Source organism: Bradyrhizobium valentinum (assembly GCF_001440405.1).
In the GTDB taxonomy this organism is placed as follows: domain Bacteria; phylum Pseudomonadota; class Alphaproteobacteria; order Rhizobiales; family Xanthobacteraceae; genus Bradyrhizobium; species Bradyrhizobium valentinum.
On record NZ_LLXX01000239.1, the window covers coordinates 19,710 to 43,019 of the forward strand.

Here is a 23,310-nt window from a genome sequence, read left to right on the forward strand (position 1 = left end):
AACATCTCATGGCGCGCTTCAGCGTATTGATGGTCGCGGCGTCCACCGCCTGCCTCGCCGCGTCGTGTGTCTCAGCCGCGGCCGCGGAGTCGGACGTCAAGAAGAGCGCGCCCGCGCGGGTCGAGGCCACGAATGACGCAAAGATCAAAAAGATCACGCTCACCCCAAAAGCGGCGGAACGGCTCGGCATCCTCATTGACGAGGTGCGCGCCGATCCGTCGGGCCGCCGGATCGTGCCATACGCATCTGTTCTCTACGATCTGACCGGAAAGACGTGGGTCTATATCAGCGCCGATCCGTTGACCTTCGTTCGCGGCGCGGTGGTGATCGATACCATCAAGGGCGACAACGTGTACCTGACTGACGGGCCACCTGCCGGCACGAAGGTGCTTGCGGCGGGAGTGCCAGAGGTCTTCGGAACAGAGGTGAAGGTAGGTCACTAGCTGCGCGTCGAAATGGTTTTTCCACAGCGGCTTCGGCCCGAGTGGGAGGATGTTTTCCGATGATGAGGCTGATTATTGGCTCTAGTCTGCGCTTTCGTTATCTCGTCCTCGCCCTCGGCGTGGTGCTGATCTGGTTTGGCCTGGCGCGCCTGCGCAACGTGCCAGTGGATGTATTCCCGGAATTCGCGCCGCCGCGGGTCGAGATCCAGACCATCTGTCTTGGGCTTTCATCCGCCGAAGTTGAGCAACTTGTCTCGGTGCCGCTGGAAAACGCGCTCAACGGCGTCCCTGGCGTCGACGTGATGCGGTCGAAGTCGGTGCCGCAACTGTCGTCGATCCTGCTGATCTTCAAGCCGGGTGCCGACGAAATCCGCGCGCGGCAACTGGTCAGCGAGCGGATGGCGCTCGCGAGCAAGACCCTGCCGACATGGGCCTCGCCGCCCTTCATGATGCCGCCATTGTCCTCGACCAGCCGGATCATGAAGGTCGGCATTACGTCGAAGGACAAGTCCGTGATGGACCTGTCGATGCTTTCCTATTGGACGATCCGGCAGCGGCTGCTCGGAGTTCCCGGCGTTGCGAACGTCGCGATCTGGGGAGAGCAGCTCAAGATGCTTCAGGTCATGGTTGATCCGAAACGGTTGGCCGATGTCAACGTGACGCTCGACCAGGTGCAGGAGGCGGTTTCCGATGCACTCGATGTTGGACTGCTGCGCTATGCCCGCGGCGCGCATATCGGCACCGGCGGCTTCGTCGAAACGCCCAATCAGCGCTTTCAGCTCCGCTTCGTCGGCGTCGGCGTTACACCGGAGACGCTGGCCAAGGTGCCGGTGACCAAATCGGCTGAAGAACCCCCACTGCTGCTGAGCGACGTGGCCAATCTTGTCTACGCGCCGCAGGGCATGATTGGCGATGCCGTTATCAACGATGGCCCGGGCCTCATGCTCATCGTCGAAAAATTCCCCTGGGGCAACACGCTCGCCGTCACCCGCGGGGTGGAGGAGGCGTTGGAGAGGATGAAGCCCGGCCTTCCAGGGGTTGAGATCGATACGACAATCTTCCGGCCAGCGACTTTCGTCGAGGACTCGATCTCCAATCTGTCGTGGGCGTTATTGCTAGGCTGCGTGCTGGTCGTGGGAATCATATTCATCTTCCTTTACGAATTGCGCACCGCGATCGTCTGCATCGTCGCCATTCCGCTGTCGCTGCTCGCGGCGGGCCTCGTCCTGTTCCAGGCCGGCGCCACCGTCAACACGATGATGCTGGCGGGCTTCGTGATCGCGTTGGGGATCGTCGTCGACGACGCGATCATCGACGTCGAGAACATCATGCGGCGCCTGCGTCTCGCGCGGCGAGCGGGCGACGCGCGGAGCACCGCGCGCATCATTCTGGACGCTTCGCTCGAGGTGCGGGCGCCGATCGTCTACGCTACGCTCATCGTGGTCGTCGCGGTCGTGCCCGTGCTGTTCATGGAAGGCCTGACTGGATCCTTCTTCAAGCCGCTGATTACGGCCTATGTGCTCGCGATTGCAGCCTCGCTCATCGTGGCGATGACGGTGACGCCGGCGCTCTGTCTCCTCCTGCTGCGTAACGCGCGGCTCGAAGGGTGCGAATCGCCGGTAATCGTCTGGCTGCAGCGCCGCTACGCGCCCTTGCTGGAACGGGCCACTCGAACGCCGCGCGCGGCCTATGTCGCCGTCGGTGTCGTGACGCTCGTGGGGATCTGCGTTTGGCCACTGCTCGGTCACTCGCTGCTGCCTTCGTTCAAGGAGCGCGACTTCCTGATGCACTGGGTCACCACCCCCGACACGTCGCTGCCCGAGATGCTGCGCATCACGACCCGCGCGAGCAGGGAACTGCGCGCCATTCCGGGTGTACGCAATTTCGGCGCCCATATTGGCCAGGCCTTCGCCGCCGATGAGGTCTACGGCGTCCATTTCGGGGAGAACTGGATCAGCATCAGCAAAGACGCCGACTACGACAAGACACATGCCAGGGTCGAGGAAATGGTGGACGGCTATCCCGGCCTCTACCGCGATGTGCAGACCTATCTGAAGGAACGCATTCGCGAGGTCCTGACCGGGGCTGGCGAGGCGATCGTCGTCCGCATCTTCGGCCCGGATCTGGAGGTACTGAGGGACAAGGCGGAGGAGGTTCGCGCTGCACTCGCGGACACTCCGGGCCTCGTCAACCTGCACAAGGAGTTGATGGTCGAAGTGCCGCACATTCAGGTGACGGTTAAGCTGGACGAGGCACAACGCCACGGTCTGAAGCCGGGTGATGTCCGGCGTGCCTCCGCGTCACTGATGGCCGGAACCGAGGTCGGCGACATTTTCATCCAGGGACGCACCTACGACGTGCAGGTGTGGACCGCGCCGGAAGCCCGCCACAGCATGGAATCGGTCCGCGACATGTTGATTGACACGCCGACCGGGCAGCGCGTCCGGCTGTCCGAGGTGGCCGATGTCAGCATTCAGCCGACACCAAATGCCATCAAGCGCGAGGCAAGCTCCCGTCGGATCGACGTGCAGGCGAATGTGCGGGGCCACGATCTCGCCGCCGTCGCCGAGGAGGTGCAGGCGCGCCTGCAGAAGATGGCGTTTCCACTTGGCTATTACGCGGTGCTGCAAGGCGAGTATGCGGAACTGCGCGCCACCCGCGAGCGGCTGCAACTGTTCGCCCTGTTGGCGCTCGCCGGCATACTCATACTTCTGCGACAGTCTTTCGATAGCTGGCGTCTGGCCGCGCTCAGTTTCCTCACCCTTCCTTCGGCGCTGGTGGGCGGCGTCCTCGCGGCGTGGCTCGCGGGCGGCGTAATTTCTCTTGGCTCGTTGATCGGTTTCCTGACCGTGCTTGGCATCGCCGCCCGCAACGGGATAATCATGATCAACCACTTCCAGTATCTGGAACGCCATGAGGGCGAGGTGTTCGGCATGAAGCTCGTGCTTCGCGGCGCGAGCGAGCGGTTGCGACCGATCCTGATGACGACCGGCGCCGCCGGGCTCGCGATCCTGCCGCTGATCATTTTCGGCGACCTGCCGGGCCACGAGATCGAATATCCGATGGCGGTCGTGATTCTGGGTGGCCTCGTGACATCGACGCTGCTCAACCTGTTTATCCTGCCTGCATTCTATCTCCGTTTCGGTCGCGGTGCTGGCGCGCTGACGGACAGCGTGACTGTTCCAGGAGCGGCACGAGTCTCCGGGAGTGTCTGAAATGAACATGAATTTGGAGGAGGCTAGCGTGGCAAAGGCAGCGATAAGATATTGTCAGGAAACAATGGCCTTGGTTGTGCTTGTGACTTTCATTTGCCTCGGACTGCCCTGCGGCGAGGCTCTGGCGCAGAAGAGCAAGGCTGCCGAGGACACGCTCGAAGCGTTCGATCGCAATAATTTCGATAACTCCGCCAATGTCGACAACAAATGGTTCCCGCTGCAGCCAGGGACTCAGGTGGTCTACAAGGGGTTCACCGAGGAGGAAGGCAAGCGCGTTCCCGCTCGCGTGGTGCAGACCGTGACGGACCTCACCAAGGTAATCAACGGCGTGCGGACCGTAGTCGTCTGGGATGTGGACTACAAGGAGGGCAAGGTGAAGGAATCGGAGATCATTTTCTTCGCGCAAGACAAGGACGGCAACGTCTGGCTGCTGGGTGAGCTGCGTGAAGTGTACGACGAGGCGGAGTTCGTGGGCAATCGGGCCTGGCTCGCTGGCATGGATGGCTCGCACGCAGGAATCATGATGAAGGCAGACCCGCGGCCGGGGACACCAAGCTACTCACAGGGCTACGCGCCGCCCCCGTTCAACTGGGCGGACCGCGGAGCTGTAGAAAAAGTCGGTCAGAAGGCCTGTGTTCCGGCGGGCTGCTACAAGGACGTTCTGGTGATCGCGGAGGGCAGCAAGCACGAAGGGCCGGACGCTCAGCAGCTCAAGTACTACGCACCCGGTGTCGGCTATATCAAAGTCGGTTGGAGGGGAAAGGGCGAAAAGTTGCGTGAGACCCTGGATCTGGTCGAGGTCGTGAAGCTCACCCCCGATGCGCTGGCGAAGGCCCGCGCCGAGGCTCTGGAGATAGAGAAGCGTGCCTACCTCTATGGTCGCACGCCGCCCGCTGAACTGATGAAGAGTTCGAATGCAAAAGGCCAGTGAGTATCCCGCCGGCGCGGTAGGGCGTGCCGGCGAGGAGCCCGACTGGTCCAGAACCGGTAGGAGTATCTGCGGGAGGCTGATGTGAACATCATGCATCGCCACAACAGCTGGATTGCAGCCATCGGCGCTTTGTTCGCCATGACCTATCCGCTCGCGGGAGCAGCGGCCGACGATGGTCGCTTCGAAAAGCTCTCCGTCTATCTCGAGCGTAACGTGCAAGACCACGATGCTGAGATCCGGTTCGATGTAACCGGTGCCGCGGATGGGCTCACGGCGCTGAAAGTAATGGCGCCGGACGAGCGCACGGTGATCGACCTTAGATCGCCGGACTCGAAGTTGGGAGTTCGCAGCCTCACGCTCGAATCGCCCGAGCCCGATGACGACAAGATCGTGCGCACCGATTTTCCGGCCGGTGTCTATCGTTTTGAGGGAACGACGACCAAGGGGGCGCACCTGCGCGGTGAGACGCAGTTGAGCCACGTATTCCCCGAACCAGCGGCGTTCGAATATCCGCGGCCGGACCAGAAGGACGTATCCGTCACCGCTCTCACCCTGAGATGGTCCGTGCCGAAGGGAATCGAGGCCTGCGCCATCGTGATCGAGCAAACCGGCTCGGCCTACGAAATCCGAGCACTGCTGCCGGGCTCGGCAAGATCCTTCACAGTGCCTGAAGGGTTCTTGCGTGCCGGCAAGGCCTACAAATTCGCGATCGGGACCGTCGCGAAGGACGGCAATCGGTCCTTCAGCGAAGCTGGGTTCACCACTGCGAGGACGCGATGAATCAGGCTCGCCCGAGCACGTCAGACTGGCGCGAGACGAACAGGCGATGTCCGGCCTTCTGTCCAGGAACGGCGATGCACCTGCGCATGCTCTCGCTCATCGGCCAAAACGAGGATGAAACATTTGCAACCTTGGGCGACGTTTGGCCGGACCGCCGGCCCGTAACTGGAGGGCATTGAGATGTTCGACAATCAGAGTTTGGATCGACAGATGAAGCCGACGAGCGGTCAACCTGGTCGGCCGACCAACTGGCGAATCATCCTCCTGGCGGTCACCGTTCTGACGGCGGCCGGGTTCGCGCTCGCTGGCAGCGCTGCTGCCGGCGAGATCAAGGATCCGCCACGCTGGAAGAGCGGCAACGATTTCTCGTCACTGAAGGATTGGAATCTGAAGGGCGAGAATATCGTCCCGCACGGCGTCAACCCGCTCTATTACCCGATCATGCCGGGCCACAAGCACGCGCTTGAACGGTCCGATCACCCAGACGGCAAGTATCGCAAGGAGACCGTGGTCCTCGACACCACCGAGGATTTTGATATTCCCGGGATCGGCAAATTCAAGACCGCGGTTGTGCAGGAAGAAGAACGTGTCGACGGCGTCCTGACGCAGCGCGCGATCAACTGGCTGGCCCTCGATAAAACCACCAATAGCGTCTACTCCTTCGGCGGATTAAGTTGGGAAATCAAGGAAGGCAAGCCGATTTTCGCTGGCACCTGGCGGGCGGGCGATCCCGACGGCGACGGCGTCACCGAGCCCGGCATGTTGATGCCCGGCACTTTCACGATCGGTGATCGCTATATCGCCGCCGGCAGCAAGAGCTTGGCCTTTGGTGGCTCCGAGAACATGGAAGCCGGCATCGAAATAAAGGTTCCGGCCGGGACGTTCAAAGGCTGCGCCCGGATCCGCGAGCAGGATCTGATCAAGCTGAACGAAATCACCGACAAGGTCTGGTGTCCAGATGTGGGGGTGGTGAGCGACAGCTCCGACGGCAAGCTCGTCATTTCCAACGCGCTCCCAGCCAGCAATCCAGCCTCCAACGTCTCAACCGTCGGAAAGGCAAGCGACAAGCCTTTGAAGCAAAAGTCTCCGGTGGCGAAGATTTCGGCTGCCGAGGCCACCAAGATCGCGCTTGAGCGAATGCCGGGAAAGGCCACCGACGTGACGATCGAGAAGAAGCTCGGTAAGAATGTCTACGTGGTCGAGATCCAGACCTCGCGCGGTGAGAAGGACGTTCTTGTCGACATCGAGTCCGGAAGGATCCTCGGTACAGAATGACATCGATCGGTCGCCTCGGCGTGACTCCGGCGCGCCGAGGCCAATCGATCGAGGGAATACGGCGAGAAGGGGCGTCGCCGCGGAAACGGTGACAGGAGAAACGGAACACGAAATTTGTGTGGTTCTTTACCGGAAAGGGTAGCGTCATGAAGAAGACGATGTGCGCGAGTCTGTTCGCCGTCCTGCTCGCGCCGGCGATAGCCGCGGCACAGGCGCAGGCGCCGAAGGGCCTCGGCACCGAGGAATTCGGCATGTCGCCACGTGAACTGGTTCAGGCGATCGAGAAGACTGAGGAACTGATCGCGCGCTGCATGCGCGAACAAGGCTTCCAGTACATCGCCGCCGACCACAACACGGTGCGGGCGGGCATGTCGGCGGACAAACAACTTCCGGGCCTCAGTGAGGAGGAGTTCGTCAGCCGTTATGGCTTTGGCGTATCCACCTTCTACACGGGTTTGCCGCCTCAGCTAGCGACCGGCTACAGCCCCGCCCGCGTCGGTCTAGGCGAACGCAATGTGCAGATTTTCCGCAAGCTTTCCCCCGCAGATCAGGTCGCCTACAATCGCGCATTGCTCGGCGATGACGTGTTCAGCACCTTGGCGGTCGCTCTGGAGACCGAGGACTTGTCGCGAACCGGCGGTTGCACGCGCAAGGCGCTCACTGAAACCTTCAAGCCCGATCAACTAAAGGCCAGCCACTACAATCCCCAGGATGCGCTGATCAACAAGGACCCGCGGATGAAGGCCGCGATTGCGTACTGGCAGCGGGAGATGAAGAAGGCCGGCTTCGAGTACGGCCATCCGGACGAAATCGAACCCGACCTGCGGAACCGGCTCAGCGCGCTGACCGAGGGCGGCAAGCTGTTGGTTTCCAAGATGTCGCAGGACCAGAAAGCCGCGTTGCGGAAACTACAGGATTTCGAGCGCCTGATCTCGGTCAAGAGCCACAAAATGCATGAGGAGGTGCTGACGCCAGTCGAGGAGAAGATCCAGGAGGAGCTATTCTCCCGAAAGGTGCAATAGACCAATTAGGATGTGCACTCCCGTACTTCCCCAGATCGGCGGCTATGAGTAATCTCCTTTCCTGGCAGCGCATCGCATGACGAAGGCGGACGCAACGCTTCCTGCGAAGATGGCCCGCACGCTGTCGGTGGTGGGAGGGACTACGGCATGGTCGCAAAGCGCGTAAACGTTCTCTGGGCTATCTTGGGCGTGGTTGGGGGCATGGCGCTTGGCGCCTGGTACATGGGTTCCAGGATCCAGTCGCCGGCAGAAATGGCGGCTCGCACCGCGCCCCCCGAGGCATCTCCGATCCTCGTGCCTGTTGAGTCGCGTGTACTGAGTTCCGATGTGGTCACCCGCGGCACGGTCCGCTTCGGACTGCCGCAGCCGATTTCGATCGCGCCTTCGACGGTCAAGGGCGGCGTCGGGCTGATCTCCTCGCTGCCCCGGCCGAATACGAATTTTGGGGAAGGCGAGGTGATTTTATCCGCCTCTGGCCGTCCGGTTTTTGTCCTCCAGGGCGTGGCCCCGGCTTTTCGCGACATGGCGCCCGGAACCAGCGGCGGCGACGTCCGCCAGCTCGAAGAAGCCTTGGCTCGTCTTGGCTTCGATCCGGGCACAGTCGATGGCAATTACGATCAGAAGACATCCGCCGCGGTCGAGCGCATGTATAAGAAGGCCGGATGGGATCCTTACGCACCGACCCGCGAACAGCGCGCTGCCGTCGTGGCGCTCGAGCGAGAGTGGTCGGATGCCGCGCGCGCCCAGCTTGCGGCCGAGGCCACGCGCGAAACCGCGATGAAAGCCGTCGCCGCCGCGCGGGCTATCGCGGAGCAGAACACGCGCCAGGCCGCCCTCGACAGCGCGGCGCGTGTTGGTGACAGCCGGCAGCTGGCCGACGCGCGGTCCGGCAAGTCACTGGCGCTTGAAACCGAACGCGCGCGCGCCGCGCATTCGGCGACCGCGGCCAGCGCCGATGTCGCCACGCAAATGGCCGATCGTGCCCTGATCGTTCTTGACCCGCGCCAGACCGAAACGGCGCGTGCTGCGGCCGAGGCCAAGCTGAAAGTGGCGCGTGCCGCGCAGCGCAAGGCGAAGATGGAAGCCGATCTCGCGATTCAGACCGCGTCGCGCGAGACGGCGCTGGTGGACGAACGTATCCGGGTCGCCGAGGGAGCCGTGAAGGCGGCCCGCCTGGAAGGCGAGCGTAGCGTTCGCGCCGCGCTGGAACAGCAAGAGCTCGCTGAATTTGACGTCAAGGTCGCAAGCGAACGAGCACAGCGGCTGAACGCCGAACTCACGGCCGCGCGCGCGAAGCTTGGCGTGCAGGTGCCTGCGGACGAGGTCGTTTTCATCCCTTCGCTTCCGATCCGCGTCAACGAGGTGACCGCTGCAGTCGCTGCCAATGCTTCTGGGCCGGTCATGAGCGTGACGGACAACCAACTCAGCATCGACTCGCAACTGCCGCTTGAAGCCGCGCCGCTGGTGAAGCCCGGAATGAAAGTTGCGATCGACGAGCAGGCGCTTGGGATCAAGGCGACCGGCATCGTCGAGACGGTGGCGAATACACCCGGCACGCGTGGCGTGGACGGCTACCACTTCTATCTCGGGGTCAGGGTAGAGACCACGCCGGTGCTGCTGGCAGGGTTTTCCGTTCGTCTGACCATCCCGATCGAAACGTCGAAGGGCGCGGTCACCGCGGTGCCTACCAGCGCGGTGTCGCTTGCCGCCGACGGCACGTCGCGCGTGCTGGTCGATCGCGGCGGCAAGCAGGAATACGTCACCGTGCAGCCGGGGCTTTCAACGGGCGGCTATGTCGAGGTGAACGCCCCCGACGACGGGCGACTGGTCCCCGGCCAACTCGTGGTGGTCGGCTATAAAATAGCTGAGCCAGCGGCAGCGCCAGCGACGGTCAAATGAAACTCATGGAGGATATACGGCCGGAGGTGCCGATCAAGACGGCTTCTGTCGATGCCGACCATGTCCTCGATCTTCGTAAAGTGTGCAAGCAATTCGGGACCGATCCCGCGGTCGACGCATTGATCGATGTCGACCTCGTGTTGCGGCGCGGCGAATGGCTGTCGATAACCGGTCCGTCAGGCTCGGGGAAATCCACGCTGTTGAATATCCTCGGCTGCCTCGACCGGCCAACCAGCGGACAGTACGTTTTTGATGGTATCGAAACGACAAAGCTGAGCGAGAATGAGCGGGCCGGGCTGCGCAGCCGCCGCGTTGGATTCATCTTTCAGTCATTCCACCTGCTGCCCTATCGCACGGTCCTCGAGAACGTCATGCTGGCGGAAGTATACCGCCGGCAGGCCGGACGCGGGCGGCGCGAGCGGGCGATGGAGGAAATTCGCCGCGTCGGCCTCGAGCATCGCGCGAATTTCCTGCCTTCGAAATTGTCCGGCGGCGAACGTCAGCGGGTGGCGATCGCCCGTGCCCTGATGGGGTCACCGAGCCTGCTCTTGTGCGACGAGCCGACCGGCAATCTCGATTCCAAGAACACCGAGTCGATCCTGGATTTCTTCACCGAGCTCAACAAGGAGGGCATGACGATCGTCGTCGTAACGCACGACGAAAACGTCGCGCGCAGGGGCTCGCGACGGGTCAACATGAAGGATGGCCAGCTCTTTGGTGGAACCGAGACGGCGTTGCCACCTCCATCCAGGGCGCGCATTGCGCCTTCGGGGATCACAACGCGCGACCTCGTATCCGAGGCCATCGCCGGGGCGATTGCGCGTCCGGCCCGGATGGCGCTGACGGTGCTTGGCATCGTGATCGGCATGTCGGCGCTGGTCGCCACCATTGGTCTCACCCGAACCGCCGGTAACCGCATCATCAGTCAGTTCGATCAACTCGCAGCCACGGAATTGTTCATCACGGCGCGGCCTGGAATGGCAACCGGCACGATTGATCCGCGTGCCATTCCGTGGGACGCGCCGGAACGGCTGGTCCGGCTGAACGGTGTCGTCGCCGCGGGCCTGCTCAGCGACGTCAATGTCCGCGACATGCTCGTCAGCGCCTCGCCGGTGGTGGATCCGTCCAATCAGACCGCATTCAAACTGGCGGTGCGTGCCGCCTCGCCGGATTTGTTCCGCGCGGTGCGCGCCGACCTCGCCTCGGGACGGTTTATCGACGGCGGGCATTCTGCCCGCGCCGAGCGAGTTGCGATCCTCGGCCCCGATGCCGCGCGCCGCCTGGGCATCACTGGAGTCGAGCGGCTGCCCGCGATCTATGTCGGCGACGAGCTCTATCTCGTGATCGGTATCCTCCGTGATGTGGTGCGAAAGCCGGAACTGCTTGGTTCGGTCATCATTCCCGAGGGGACGGCGCGACGGCATTTCAGTCTGTTCGGGCCTGGCATGGTGATCGTGGAGACGAAGATCGGCGCCGCTTCCCTGATCGCGCTGCAGGCGCGGGCGGCGCTGCGGCCTGACGACCCGCGCACGCTTCGGGTGCAACTACCGCAGGAGCCGCGGCGCGTGCGCGACGACGTGCAAACCGATCTCAATATGATGTTCCTGCTGCTGGGCGGCCTGTCGCTCGTGGTCGGCGCGCTTGGCATCGCAAATATCACCTTGGTGGGCGTGATGGAGCGAACGGCGGAGATCGGACTGCGCCGTGCCATTGGCGCCACTCGCCGCCACATCGCTTCACAGTTCCTCATTGAGAGTGCGTCCATGGGTGTCGTGGGGGGACTGCTCGGATCCAGTGTCGGCGTGCTGATCGTGGTGGGTGTCTCGGCGTATCAGGTCTGGACTCCGGTGCTAGACCCGCTCGCTCCCTTGCTCGCACCGGCCGTCGGAGGAGTGATCGGTCTGCTGTCTGGGGTCTATCCCGCCTCGCGCGCCGCCGCGCTCGAGCCGGCCGAAGCGTTCCGGCACTAGTTCGGACTAAAAAGCTGTTGGATAGCATCGCCTCAGATTTTGCGAGACTGATCCTCTTCGCGAGGGCTACTTCTTTATTTGGAAACGACTGCCAAGCCATTGAAAATGCTAGGGTGCATTTTTGGCCTTTCTTCCAAATGCGCGTTGAAATCGTTGAATAATCAAACTGATTTTGATTCCGCTGTACGGCGTCCTTCTCCGCGTCCGAGCACTCGGATGACAGGCGGTGCAACGAAGTACTATGATCGTGCGAAGGATACCCGTTTTCGGCGGGATAAGCGCTGGGGTGTGACCGCCAAGTTATTGATTGTTCTTAGCTCGGGGCTGACTCTTAATCAGCGGGTCCCAGGTTCGAGCCCTGGTGCGCCCACCATCGCGAGATCGCGGCATTGGCAAGCCAGAACGGGCCTTTCAGTGGGGAAATCGGCTTGATCCGTTCTGAACTCCGCCCAAGAAGCCAACTTTGATTGCTGCGCGCTTTTCCATCGTTTCTGTGCCTTCGCCATGAAGTACTGCGCACAAGTCAATTGGTACAGATCGATCGCGAGCCCGTCGTAGATTAGGATACTAAGGCGCGCAGATCGGACAATCCGCCGGGATGCATGTCGCCAAAAGAACCACAACCGAAGTTTGGTTAGGGGCGTTCACACCTGCCGTCGCTGGGTACATCCGGCACTTAGGTCCATCTGAGCAAGAGACTTGATCGATGCCCGTCGCATGCTGGCACGCGGAGCGTTTATATCCGTTCATCCAAATGAGTGACCTTGGCTGCAAACTGGTAGCCGCCATTACGGACAGTCTTGAATATCTGAGCTGTGCCGCCGGCTGCAAGTTTGCGTCGTAGGCGGCTGACCAGCACATCAATCGAGCGGTCCAGGACGTCTTCATCGCGCCCTCGTGTCAGATCCAGCAATTGGTCTCGTGAGAGAACGCGGCCGGGACGAGTGAGAAAGATCAGAAGCAGATCAAACTCGGCGCCCGTGAGTTCGATATTGCCACCGCCCGGATCGACCACCGAACGGGCAAACGGATCGGCAACGAAGCCTTCAAAAAGATAGCGACCCCTCCCGTCCTGCGGGGAGCGGTCATCCTGACCGCGGCGAAGGACTGCGCGGATGCGAGCGACAAGCTCGCGCGGATTGAATGGCTTTCCGAGGTAGTCGTCGGCGCCAATCTCCAGACCGATGATCCGGTCTACGTCTTCCTTCAGCGCGGTGAGCAGAATGATCGGGACATTCGATCTCTTCGAGCGTAGATCGCGACAAAGATCGAGCCCGGATCCATCGGGCAGCATGACATCGAGGACGATGAGATCGATCTGGCTGGTCGCAATCCGTTCGCGTACTTCGGCACACCTCGAAGCGAGCTGCACACGAAATCCTTGTTCCTTCATGTAGCGCGCCAGAAGCTTTCGAATCTCAAGGTCATCATCGACAACGAGAATTTGCGGTACGTGCATGGGGAGCCGGTCTAGTCACGTCGAGGCAGGTTGGAGGGAGATATTTGTAACAAAGGCTGTCCTCAAGTCGCTTGGACATCTTTCGACATAAAGGGCAGTGGAGCAGCAACATTCGGTCATGTGGGGCCAGATTCCGAGCCATGTGAGCCGTCTATCAAGGGCGCAGGGTTCAACTATCAGGGGATCTGAATGCGCTCCGCGGCCACTATCAATCTATCCAGGTCCTATGAGACTTTTCCTTTCTACCGCCCATGTCGGGTCAGATATCGCGTGTCGCGCTTGATCCGGCTTCCACGGAGAAGATGTTTTTCCAGCACATATCAGCAGTTGCCGGGTGTGATGGCTGCCTTGATGTTGGTTGCTGCAATACGATTAGCACCTTTTGCGGGCGGAGGCTCGGCAGCACCTCTTGTTCAGGTCCTTTTCGCCGCGAGGCCCTCAAGGTCGCCATCGAAGCGCGAGCAGGGCTGCGAGATCGGGCGCTGCTCCGTATCAAGATACCGGCCATGGAATGGAATCGAAGCCCGTCGGCCGCATTACTCAATGTTTCTCGCGATGCTGGCCATTGTTAGCTTGCTGCCAGGCTGCGCGACTGCCCCGCTTGTGCAAGGCGGCGGTCTATCGTCCTACGATGGACTGAAACCATCGGACGGTAAGGTCACGAAGTCCCGCCTTGTGGTGAAAAAGGAGCAATTGGCGGCAGCGAAGACGCTTAACATCGCGCCGACAGCTTTCCCTCCTCACGTCGCACCGACGCTATCAAACGAACAGCGGGGGCTGGTGGCGAACGCGGTGAGCCGCGCCCTGTGTGTAAGCCTCAGCGACCGCTACAAAGTTGTCACGCCGGACGTCCCAGCGGACATCACGGTGCGCGCCGCCGTTACCCGTGCAACAGAGACAGACGAGGTTGCTGCCGGCATCTCGGCCGCGACTTCGATAGGTGTAAGCTTTGTGGATACCAGTGTTCCGATCCCAGTCCCGCGCATTCCGATCGGCCTGGGAGATCTCTCCATCGAAGCTGAAGCCGTTGACCGCTCGGGGAAACAGCAGGCGGCCATGGTCTGGGGAAGAGGTGCGACCGCCTTTTTCAGCACACCCAGGGCATCGAAGGCGAGCGACGCGTACGACTTGGCCGGAGCATTCGGCGATGACTTCGCAAACCTGCTCAACAAGGGCGAGAGTCCTTTCGAAGGTGTAGGCATCGATATTCCTTCTTGGGACAAAATCGGCTCGAAGATGGGCCTCGCGCCGAAGTATGCAGCGTGTGAGAACTACGGCCGCGCTCCAGGCATTGCCGGTCTGGTTGGTGGCAAGCTCGGGCTGCCGCCGGAATGGACCGATGACGGGCCGAAAGTAGCTCGAAAGCCGTAACAATTGGCGTTCCGTGATTGGACGATTGCCGCGCGCTCAACGCTCGTGACAGCGGCATTCAGGCGGAAGAGCCTGCTTCGTATTGCAGCTCTGCTCGTATTTGCCGTGGCGGGCGCTGGATGCGCAACCATGATTCCCCGCGAAGTCGTACCGGAGCGGCTTGCCGACGAAGCTCACCTTGCCGGCATGCCGAATATCCGCGTCTGGGGAGACGCGTCGGTCGAATCTTTTGCCGTCCTCTCCAGGACCGAAAAACCAAGGACCGACGCGTTGGCCGCGACGCGGGGACGGCGGGAGCAGCAATCGCCGGAGGTCAATATCCTCGCTATCTCGGGCGGGGGAGACAACGGTGCATTCGGGGCCGGTCTCTTGGTTGGCTGGGGCGATGCCGGGAGCAGACCCGATTTCGATCTCGTCACCGGCGTCAGCGCCGGCGCGCTCACCGCTCCATTTGTCTACCTGGGACGGGGCCGGGATGCGGAGCTGAGGGAAGTATTCACGAAGTACAAGCGGAGCGACATCTACGATCCAGGGATCGTGTCGCCTCTGTTGGGATCCGGCCTGTTCGACAGTTCCCCGCTCGAGCATCTGATCGCCAAATATGTCGATGATCGCTTCCTACGCGAGATCGCCAATGAGCGCAGGAAGGGACGGGTACTGCTCATCGGAACGACGAACCTGGACGCGCAGCGGCCAGTTCTTTGGGACATGGGAAGGATCGCAATGAGCGGCCACCCGCAGGCCCTCAACCTTTTCCGTAAGATTCTCCTGGCTTCTGCGTCGATACCAGGCGCTTTTCCTCCCGTGCGCATAACAGTTCGTGTCGAGGGCCGGACCTATGAAGAGCTGCACGTGGATGGTGGAGTGACCCAGCAGGTTTTCGTATCGCGTCCTTCACTGGCCATCCGCGACGGCGATCCCTGGTCGAAGCGAACTGCAACGCGCCTCTTCATTATCCGAAATGGAAAAATCAGTCCGGAATGGGAAGCCGTCGAGGCAGGTATCTTCTCGATCTCCCGACGTTCGATCTCCACTCTCATCAAGAACCAGGGAATTGGAGATCTTTACCGCATCTATGCCAAGGCACAGATCGATGGTACCGACTTCAACTTGGCGGCGATTCCGTCAGAGTTCGGTGTCACGAGGGAGGAATTGTTCGAATTAAGATACATGCAGGCCCTCTATGATGAGGGCTATCGAGCCGGTTTCCGGGGCTATCGCTGGATGAAAGGCCCTCCGGGATTGACCAGGAAAGCTCTCCATCCAGCGCCGTTGAATCCGGAAACGCCCGCTTTGGCCGTGTCAATGCCGGACTGAAGGGCTCTGCTTCCACGATTGCAGATATCGGGCATCGCGGGACGCAAGCGCATCGCTTCATGAGTGCATGGGCTAGTTGGGCGCCGATGGCTCCATATGCTCGGCCGGCAGCTTCACGGTCTGAAGCAATCCCCGCAAGGGGCCATTCTCTATCGTGATGCTGCCTCCGGCTCGTTGCACGATCTCGTTTGCAATCGTTAGACCCAGTCCTGCACCATCGAAATGCTTCGCGCGCGCGCGATCGGCTCGGAAGAATGGCTCGAAGACCTGCCCGATCATATCTGGCGGGATCCCTGGGCCGTCATCGGCTATGACGACGATCACCTCAGACGGCGCGCTCTCGACGGCGACACGCGCCCGCTTCCCGTATGTGGCGGCATTGATGATCAGATTTCGAAAGGCGCGACTGAGGCCGGTCCGGTTTGCGCGCACGACCCCAGCGGTAGAGCGAGTCAGGGTAACGTCATACGATAGCTTTCGCAATTCCTCGACTAGTTCGGAAACCAGCATGTCGAGTCGGAGAGGTTCGGGCGGCGATTTTCCAGATTCTTCCCTCACCAGCAGGATTGCACTGTCCGCAATTCGATCGAGCTCATCGATGTCCTTCAGCCACATCGCACGATCATCGTCGTCTTCGACGAACTCCGCCCTCAGACGCATGCGCGTAATCGGCGTGCGCAGATCGTGTCCGGCGGCGGCGACGAGGCGCATCCGACTGTCCATTGCTACCTTGAGCCGGGAGGACAGGGAGTTGAGTGCCTGGGCGGTGACGCGGACCTCTGCTGGGCCGACCATAGGAAGCTCGGGCAGCAGGGCGTCTGGCCCGACCGACTCGATCGCACGCTCGAGCACAACGAGAGGCTTGACCATGCGATTCGCAAAGAAAAGGGCGACTGCCAGCGAGCCAAGCGCGATCAGCGAATGCCACATAAGAAGCAGATTGAAGAGTCCCCCTTGCGGAGGCAGGTCGGGGATCTGTGTGACGATCCAGCCTTGATCTACGGGAATGGACAACAGAGGCAAGTCGTTCTTCCGAGACACCACGACACTGCGCGATATTCCTCGATCCTTCAGGGCTACGCGCAGCCAAGCTGTGAGATCTGCCGCGACTTCTCCACCGGCTGGCTCCTGCTGAATCGTAACCAGCGTTGGCGCGACGCGTACGACCTGCTTGAGCAATGCTACCTGCTCGGCCATGGGAGCGATCGCTTGCTGTTCGTCCGGCGGGTTGAAGAGGTACATCAGGACCCCGGTCGAGCCGCTCACTACGGAAACGATGACCACCGCGATGAGCACGGCGAGTTTGGCCCGCAACGTGTTCACGACGGAAAGTTCCTGAGCTCGACCTTCACGGCGAACTGATAACCGCCGTTGCGAACCGTCTTCAATAGACGTGTGGTTCCCGAAGTGTCCAGCTTGCGCCTCAGGCGGCTGACCAGCACATCGATCGATCGATCGAATACATCCCCGTCACGGCCACGCGTGAGATCCAGAAGCTGGTCCCTTGAAAGCACGCGTCCCGGCCGATCCAGGAACACCTGCAATAGATCGAATTCCGCGCCGGTCAATTCGATCACGTTGCCTAGAGCGTCGGCCACGCTGCGCAATTGCGGATCCGCGATGAGGCCTTCAAACAGATACTTCTTCGCGTGCTCGGGAACAGAAGCCGTCTCCGAGCGGCGCCGTAATACGGCGCGAATCCGCGCCACTAGTTCTCGCGGATTGAAGGGCTTACCGAGGTAGTCGTCGGCTCCCATCTCCAGACCAAGGATGCGATCGACCTCCTCCTTGAGGGCCGTCAGAAGAATGACTGGCGTCGTGTTACGCTTCGCCCGCAGGTCTCTGCATGCATCGAGGCCCGACCCGTCCGGCAGCATTACATCCAGAACGACAAGATCGATCCGATCAGTTGCCAGGCGCTCGCGGAGTTCGCTGCAGCTCGATGCCAGCAGAACGCGAAATGCCTGTCCCTCGACATAGCGGGCGAGCAGTTTTCGAATCTCGGGATCGTCATCGACCACAAGAATCTGAGGCGTTTGTTCACTCATGGGCATCGTCGTGGATGGCTCGGAAAGTACGTTCTACAGCGAAGTAGGGTCGAAGGAAGCCATTATTCGTAACAAATTGCGGCGACCGGCCAATCCAGTAACATTTCGACATGAATCGGCTTCCGCCGAGACACTCCGACACGAATTGTTCTACGCGAGCAAAGCTCTCGTTCTAACCAGATACCTGCCAGCTGGTCGGCGAAGCGAGAAACAAGGCTGCGACTGACAGAGAGCGCAGAGGAAAGGTGCAGAATGATTGCCGTTACCGAACGCAGGCGCATGAGGATCGCTACCGTCGCAGCTTTCCTGTTTCTCCATTCCGCGGCCCATGGACAGGATACCTCCGCGGCAATGACGGTCATCGCCGCGTCGGTCGAGAGATCTGAGCTCACCAAGAGCATTACCGCCACCGGAAACGTCGTCGCCTGGCGCGAGATATCGGTCAGTTCGGAGGTCGGCGGCCTGACCGTGACCGAGATCGCGGTCGATGAGGGCGACTTCGTCGCGAAGGGGCAGGTATTGGCGCGCCTCACTCGGGATCTTACGGTCGCGGTAATATCGAAGCACAAGGCGGCAGTAGACGAACTGCAGGCGAGTCTTGCAATCGCCAGGTCGGACGCAACGCGGGCGCATGCCGTCTCATCAGGAGTGATCAGTGCGCAGGTGATCGAGCAGCGCGAGACGCTCGTCAAGACGACGGAAGCAAAGCTGCGGGCCGCAGAGGCGCAGCTCGGCGAAGCCGAGGCGCGGGACCGCCAGACGGTCATCGTCGCTCCTGCCGCCGGCATGATCGCATCCCGATCCGTGACGATAGGCCAGGTGGTCCAGGCTGGAGTCGAGATGTTCCGTCTCATTCAAGACAACCGCGTCGAGGCCGATGCCCGCGTGCTCGAGTCGGATCTGCTTGCTGCCAAGGCTGGGCAACGCGCAACTGTTTTTGGACCTACCGGCACGTCCGAGCAGGGAACTGTCCGGATCGTTTCGCCTATCGTCGACCCCAAGACCCGCCTGGGAACGGTCCGCATCGCGCTGGCCGGCGACACGCATCTAAAACCCGGCATGTTCGCACGCGTGGAGATCGCGGTCGAGAGCAAGCTCGCGCTGACCGTTCCGCTCAAGGCATTGGTCTGGCGCGACGCGAGGGCGCATGTGTTCAAGGTCGGACGCGACAATCTGGTGTCGCTCGCCGAAGTGGGGATCGGCGCGGGGGCCACCGACACCGTTGAAATTGTACGAGGCCTGGATGCGGGTGATCGCATCGTGACCCAAGGCGCCGGCCTTCTGAACGACGGCGACGCGGTGAACGTCAAAACCGCGTCCGTTAACGGTGGCGCCGTGCGGTGAACAACATTTCCAGTTGGGCAATTCGCAACCCGGTTGCAACTACGATCCTGTTCCTGTTGTTGACGTTGTCGGGCGTGGTCGCGTTCTCGAAGCTTCGGCTGAACAATATGCCCGACATGGACATCCCGACGGTGACCGTCAGCGTCGCCTGGGCCGGAGCCGCGCCGACCGAGATCGAAACGCAGATCACGCGTTTCATAGAGAACGGCCTAGCCGGACTGGGGACCGTCAATCGCACGCGTTCGATCGTGAACGAGGGTCTCTCCGTGACCACGGTCGAATTCGCGCTCGGGACCGACATCGATCGGGCAACGAACGACGTTCGGGATGCTGTCGCGTCGATACGTTCAAAACTGCCGCAGGGTGCCCTCGATCCCACGATTCGGCGTGTCGAGGCGACGGGGCAGGCCATCCTTACATTCGTCGTCGATGCGCCGACGATGGCTCCCGACGATCTGAGCTGGTTCATCGACAACGACATAGCCAAGGCGGTGCTTGCGGTGCCGGGCGTTTCCAGGATTTCGAGGTCCGGCGGTGTCGAAGCCGAGATTACGATCAAGCTCGACCCTGACCGGCTGATGGCACTCGGACTCACGGCGGTCGAGATTTCCGACCTCATCAGGAGCCAGAACATCACTCAGCCAGGTGGCCGCGTGACGATCGGCGGAGCCGAACAAGCGATCCGCACCGTCGGAAGCGTCACCGAAGTCGCGCGTTTGAGGGATATGCGCATCGCCTTCAGTGACGGCCGCAGCGTCAAACTTTCCGAGATGGGGACGGTCGAGCGGTTCTGGGCGGACCCGCGTCAGAGGGCGCGGCTGAACGAGCGGGAGGTCGTCGGCTTCAGTGTCTATCGTGCCGTCGGCAGCGGCGAGTTTGCCGTCACCCGCGATGTTCGGAATCGGATCGCGGAATTTGCCGCCGCCCACCCCAGAGTGCACATTGTCGAAGTAACTTCGTCGACCGACGCGGTGGTCGAGGGATATCACGCGGCTATCGAGGCGCTTGCGTTGGGGGCGGTACTGGCTGTTCTGGTCGTCTGGGTATTCCTGCGGAATATCCGCGCGACGCTGATTTCCTGCATAGCGCTCCCGCTGTCGCTGATCCCGACGTTCGCAGTGATGTATGCGCTGAAGCAGTCTTTGAACAATATCACGTTGCTGGCGATCGCTCTGGTCGTCGGTATCCTCGTCGACGACGCCATCGTCGAAATCGAGAACATCGTCCGGCATATCCGGCAGTCCGGAAAAAGCGCCTATGATGCCGCGATCGATGCGGCGGACGAAATCGGCCCGGCTGTCGTTGCGACGACATTCGCGATCATCGTGGTCTTCGCGCCCGTCGGATTGATGCCGGGCATTCCGGGACAGTTCTTCAAGGCCTTCTCGATCGCGGTTTGCAGTTCCGTGTTCTTTTCGCTGGTGACGGCGCGGCTTCTGACGCCTTTGATGGCAGCATACCTCCTGAAGGAAACCGGCAGGGAGCACCGTGAGCCGGCATGGGTGCGGTACTACACCGGAATGTTGACGTGGACCCTGTGCCATCGATGGATCACGATCTTCGCGGGGATGGTCTTCTTCATAGCCTCGCTGTCGCTCGTTCCATCTCTTCCCGCCGACTTCATGCCCGCCGCCGACCGAGGCCGCACCATACTCACCGTCGAATTGGCGCCGGGCGCGACGTTGCAGGAAACGGATCTGGCGACACAAAAAGTCATCTTCCTGCTAAGGGCGCGGCCTGAAGTGGCATCCGTCTACTCGGCGCTCGGAACGGAGACGTCGACGTTATCCGGACCCGGCGATCTCTCGACCTCGGTTGGCGAGGTGAGAAGAGCGACAGTCACGGCCAACCTGGTCCCAAGGAGCGAGAGGGCTCTGTCGCAGCAGGCATTCGAGGCCTCGATCGGGCAGCAGCTATCGACGGTTCCCGGCGTTCGGATACGCCTCGGGGAGGACGGATCCTCCGGCGCGAAGATACAGCTATCGCTGTTGAGCGACGACCCCGTGGCGCTCGCCAATTCGGCCCGGCAATTGGCGCAGGAGATGCGCACACTGCCCGGCTTTCATCGCGCGAGGGTGACGAGCAGCTTCGCCAGGCCCGAGCTGCAAATCATCCCGAAAGTGGATAAAGCGGCGGTCCTTGGGGTCTCCACAACGACGCTCGCAAAAACCATCAACATCGCGACCGTAGGTGACATCGAGCAAAACCTCTCAAAGTTCAGCCTGGGCGCCAGACAGATCCCGATCCGCGTATTGCTGAACGAGGATGCGCGCACCGATCTTTCCCGCCTGTCGATTCTTCAGCTTCCGGCTTTCGAGAAGTCGGTGCCGTTATCGTCGGTTGCCGACCTCATCCTCGGTTCGGGACCGATCCAGATCGAGCGAACGGACCGAACCCGAAGCGAGACTGTAGAAGCGGAATTGGGCGGGCTCACGGTCGGGGAGGCTGAACGTCTGGTGACGAATCTGCCGTCGATCCGGTACCTGCCCGCAGGGGTAGTCTACAAGCCAGCGGGTGACTCCGAACGCATGCAGGAATTGTTCGACAGCTTCAAGCTTGCGATCGGTTCCGCTATCGTTCTGCTCTTTGTCGTTCTTGCCCTACTGTTCAATGGATTCGTTCAACCCGTCACGATCCTGACTGCGCTCCCTCTGTCCATTGGTGGTGCGCTGGGTCTATTGCTTCTGACACGAACGGCGATATCGATGCCTGTGCTGATCGGCATCCTGATGCTGATGGGGATCGCAGCGAAGAACTCGATCCTCCTGGTGGAGTACGCGATCGCCGCCGGGCGCGATAGGCGGCTGGATCGTGTGCACGTTCTTCTGGATGCAGCTCGCAAGCGAGCTCGGCCGATCGTGATGACTACAATCGCCATGAGCGCGGGCATGCTGCCGATTGCCCTGGGCATGGGAGCCGACGCAGAAAGGCGCGCGCCCATGGCGATTGCCGTTATCGGAGGGCTATTCAGCTCAACAGTTCTCAGTCTGGTGTACGTCCCTGCCTTTTTTACGGTCATGGACGATCTCCAACGCTGGATCGCAAAGCGTCTTGGGAGAAGCAGAACGCAAACGGCTTGATGGTGGTTGGATTGCAGCCCGCGGTTCTTCGAGAGCGGCTTGCGCAACTCTCGTTCAACGCCTTCGGAAAGAGACAAAGGCTTCTCTCTGATCTCGACGCAATGAGGAAGGATCACGATCATGTTTAAGCAAGGAATACGCATCTTGCGGATTCTGGGATGGCCATTCCTGATGGCAGTCTTGATCATCGCGCCTGCTTGCGCGCAGCAGAGCTTCGATGAAGTGGCCGGCTCGTGGTCGGGTGTGGGTTCGATGAAGCCTTTGGATGGGCCGCGCGAGCGTGTCCGCTGCAAGGTCGATTACATAGCCAAGAACGAGGGGCGGTCCGTGAAAATGAGTGTGCGCTGCGCGAGCGATGCCTACAAAATGGAGCTGACCGCGAATATTGATCAAAGGGGCTCCACGCTTTCGGGTAACTGGTTTGAAAGCCAGTACCGCCAGGGAGGCAAGATTTCGGGCCAGAACGTTGACGGCTTGATCGACGCGAAAATCGAGGGCGATACGATCACGGCCTTGCTGACCGTTCGCACAAAGGGGAACCGTCAATCGTTCGCTATGGAGTCGCCCGGGGCGTGGGTGTCGCAAGTCTCGATCGATCTTGTTCGAGATCCTCGATAATCCCCGCCTCGGGCGAGCAACCACCATTGCAGCGAAGCACTCAAATTGAGCGAGCCGCCAAAACCCGTTATCGACAGAAGAGCTGGATGCGGCTTTCGTGGCTGCCGTTGTGGATTCTCCTAACGGCGTGTGCTGCGGACCCGCAAAATTTGGCCAGCACCAAGATCGGAGCGCCGGATCAATCGAAGGTCATCGAGTCACTCAAGAAGGTTGCCGCTGAAGCCAGGCTTGAGGAGCCCCACGAGATTTCGGCGTCCATCAGAGCTCATCCAATATCTTCTGTTCCTTGGATCATATGCCTGCGGAGCGGCGCTACGGAGCTATCAAAGAGACGCACCCTAGCGGTCTTTTATGAAGGGGATAGGCACGTAACGACGCGGATGTCGGTGATTGTTGACCGTTGCGAGAGCCAGGCGTTCACCGCGTTGAAGAAATGATGACGGGGCATAGCGCTCTGAAGTGTACTTGAATCGCGAGGCAAACAATTCGAGAGCGTCCTTCGCGCATGAACCGGAGCGGCTTTGCCAAGAGGGGCGCG

Annotated in this window: 16 protein-coding genes and 1 tRNA gene; 14 read left to right on the top strand and 3 right to left on the bottom strand. The window is 61.1% G+C overall.

Annotated features, from left to right (window positions below):
• Window positions 1-8: 8 nt before the first annotated feature.
• The 9 genes from CP49_RS41150 to CP49_RS45655 all read left to right on the top strand — a co-directional run bounded on the left by CP49_RS41150 (window position 9) and on the right by CP49_RS45655 (window position 11,908).
• Window positions 9-443: a hypothetical protein gene (locus tag CP49_RS41150; RefSeq protein ID WP_057855784.1), complete on the top strand. Its 435-nt coding sequence runs from the start codon at window positions 9-11 to the stop codon at window positions 441-443.
• Window positions 444-502: 59 nt separating this feature from the next.
• A complete protein-coding gene (locus CP49_RS41155; RefSeq protein ID WP_057855785.1) occupies window positions 503-3,658 on the top strand; it encodes an efflux RND transporter permease subunit in 3,156 nt (1,051 codons plus the stop codon).
• A gap of 1 nt (window position 3,659) precedes the next feature.
• Window positions 3,660-4,589 carry a hypothetical protein gene (locus CP49_RS41160; RefSeq protein ID WP_156438932.1) on the top strand — a complete coding sequence of 310 codons (930 nt, stop codon included), beginning with the start codon at window positions 3,660-3,662 and terminating at the stop codon, window positions 4,587-4,589.
• Between the two features lie 81 nt (window positions 4,590-4,670).
• Window positions 4,671-5,369, top strand: a complete 699-nt coding sequence (locus CP49_RS41165) for a hypothetical protein (RefSeq protein ID WP_057855787.1) — start codon at window positions 4,671-4,673, stop codon at window positions 5,367-5,369.
• A gap of 210 nt (window positions 5,370-5,579) precedes the next feature.
• A complete protein-coding gene (locus tag CP49_RS41170) occupies window positions 5,580-6,644 on the top strand; it encodes a PepSY domain-containing protein (protein WP_245311129.1) in 1,065 nt (354 codons plus the stop codon).
• A gap of 146 nt (window positions 6,645-6,790) precedes the next feature.
• Window positions 6,791-7,666, top strand: a complete 876-nt coding sequence (locus CP49_RS41175) for a hypothetical protein (protein WP_057855789.1) — start codon at window positions 6,791-6,793, stop codon at window positions 7,664-7,666.
• Between the two features lie 147 nt (window positions 7,667-7,813).
• The gene (locus CP49_RS41180; protein ID WP_057855790.1) at window positions 7,814-9,565 is read left to right on the top strand and encodes a peptidoglycan-binding protein; all 1,752 of its coding nucleotides are present in this window, start codon (window positions 7,814-7,816) and stop codon (window positions 9,563-9,565) included.
• Window positions 9,562-11,535 (top strand): ABC transporter ATP-binding protein/permease, encoded by a 1,974-nt coding sequence (locus CP49_RS44140; protein WP_197423373.1) that lies wholly within the window; start codon window positions 9,562-9,564, stop codon window positions 11,533-11,535. Before CP49_RS41180 ends, CP49_RS44140 begins: the two co-directional genes overlap by 4 nt.
• A gap of 284 nt (window positions 11,536-11,819) precedes the next feature.
• Window positions 11,820-11,908 (top strand) — tRNA-Lys (locus CP49_RS45655).
• A gap of 363 nt (window positions 11,909-12,271) precedes the next feature.
• On the opposite strand, the gene CP49_RS41190 is transcribed toward CP49_RS45655, so the two are convergent.
• Window positions 12,272-12,994: a response regulator transcription factor gene (locus tag CP49_RS41190; protein WP_057855791.1), complete on the bottom strand. Its 723-nt coding sequence runs from the start codon at window positions 12,992-12,994 to the stop codon at window positions 12,272-12,274.
• Window positions 12,995-13,537: 543 nt separating this feature from the next.
• Here CP49_RS41190 and CP49_RS41195 point away from each other — a divergent pair.
• Both CP49_RS41195 and CP49_RS41200 read left to right on the top strand, forming a co-directional pair.
• Window positions 13,538-14,365 (top strand): DUF3313 domain-containing protein, encoded by an 828-nt coding sequence (locus tag CP49_RS41195; protein WP_063791851.1) that lies wholly within the window; start codon window positions 13,538-13,540, stop codon window positions 14,363-14,365.
• Window positions 14,366-14,368: 3 nt separating this feature from the next.
• A complete protein-coding gene (locus tag CP49_RS41200; RefSeq protein ID WP_245311130.1) occupies window positions 14,369-15,682 on the top strand; it encodes a patatin-like phospholipase family protein in 1,314 nt (437 codons plus the stop codon).
• Between the two features lie 72 nt (window positions 15,683-15,754).
• Here CP49_RS41200 and CP49_RS41205 read toward each other — a convergent pair whose 3' ends face one another.
• Window positions 15,755-17,005: a sensor histidine kinase gene (locus tag CP49_RS41205; protein WP_063791852.1), complete on the bottom strand. Its 1,251-nt coding sequence runs from the start codon at window positions 17,003-17,005 to the stop codon at window positions 15,755-15,757.
• On the bottom strand, window positions 17,002-17,730 hold the full coding sequence (locus CP49_RS41210; RefSeq protein ID WP_057855793.1) for a response regulator: 729 nt from the start codon (window positions 17,728-17,730) through the stop codon (window positions 17,002-17,004). The genes CP49_RS41205 and CP49_RS41210 overlap by 4 nt, the downstream gene beginning before the upstream one ends.
• Window positions 17,731-18,009: 279 nt before the next feature.
• Here CP49_RS41210 and CP49_RS41215 point away from each other — a divergent pair, with 279 nt between their 5' ends.
• From CP49_RS41215 to CP49_RS41225, 3 genes are all read left to right on the top strand, one after another.
• Window positions 18,010-19,074 carry an efflux RND transporter periplasmic adaptor subunit gene (locus CP49_RS41215; RefSeq protein ID WP_245311139.1) on the top strand — a complete coding sequence of 355 codons (1,065 nt, stop codon included), beginning with the start codon at window positions 18,010-18,012 and terminating at the stop codon, window positions 19,072-19,074.
• Window positions 19,071-22,154: an efflux RND transporter permease subunit gene (locus CP49_RS41220; protein WP_057855795.1), complete on the top strand. Its 3,084-nt coding sequence runs from the start codon at window positions 19,071-19,073 to the stop codon at window positions 22,152-22,154. The genes CP49_RS41215 and CP49_RS41220 overlap by 4 nt, the downstream gene beginning before the upstream one ends.
• Before the next feature lie 120 nt (window positions 22,155-22,274).
• On the top strand, window positions 22,275-22,772 hold the full coding sequence (locus CP49_RS41225) for a hypothetical protein (protein ID WP_057855796.1): 498 nt from the start codon (window positions 22,275-22,277) through the stop codon (window positions 22,770-22,772).
• Window positions 22,773-23,310 lie beyond the last annotated feature (538 nt).

What these genes read in the sequence shown, in the direction of transcription:
- CP49_RS41195 (WP_063791851.1), top strand. Translation starts at nt 13,538, where the DNA reads ATGTTTCTCGCGATGCTGGCCATTGTTAGCTTGCTGCCAGGCTGCGCG.
- CP49_RS41150 (WP_057855784.1), top strand. Translation starts at nt 9, where the DNA reads ATGGCGCGCTTCAGCGTATTGATGGTCGCGGCGTCCACCGCCTGCCTC.
- CP49_RS41170 (WP_245311129.1), top strand. Translation starts at nt 5,580, where the DNA reads ATGAAGCCGACGAGCGGTCAACCTGGTCGGCCGACCAACTGGCGAATC.
- CP49_RS41155 (WP_057855785.1), top strand. Translation starts at nt 503, where the DNA reads ATGATGAGGCTGATTATTGGCTCTAGTCTGCGCTTTCGTTATCTCGTC.
- CP49_RS44140 (WP_197423373.1), top strand. Translation starts at nt 9,562, where the DNA reads ATGAAACTCATGGAGGATATACGGCCGGAGGTGCCGATCAAGACGGCT.
- CP49_RS41225 (WP_057855796.1), top strand. Translation starts at nt 22,275, where the DNA reads ATGTTTAAGCAAGGAATACGCATCTTGCGGATTCTGGGATGGCCATTC.
- CP49_RS41190 (WP_057855791.1), bottom strand. Translation starts at nt 12,994, where the DNA reads ATGCACGTACCGCAAATTCTCGTTGTCGATGATGACCTTGAGATTCGA.
- CP49_RS41175 (WP_057855789.1), top strand. Translation starts at nt 6,791, where the DNA reads ATGAAGAAGACGATGTGCGCGAGTCTGTTCGCCGTCCTGCTCGCGCCG.
- CP49_RS41215 (WP_245311139.1), top strand. Translation starts at nt 18,010, where the DNA reads ATGAGGATCGCTACCGTCGCAGCTTTCCTGTTTCTCCATTCCGCGGCC.
- CP49_RS41210 (WP_057855793.1), bottom strand. Translation starts at nt 17,730, where the DNA reads ATGAGTGAACAAACGCCTCAGATTCTTGTGGTCGATGACGATCCCGAG.
- CP49_RS41160 (WP_156438932.1), top strand. Translation starts at nt 3,660, where the DNA reads ATGAACATGAATTTGGAGGAGGCTAGCGTGGCAAAGGCAGCGATAAGA.
- CP49_RS41180 (WP_057855790.1), top strand. Translation starts at nt 7,814, where the DNA reads ATGGTCGCAAAGCGCGTAAACGTTCTCTGGGCTATCTTGGGCGTGGTT.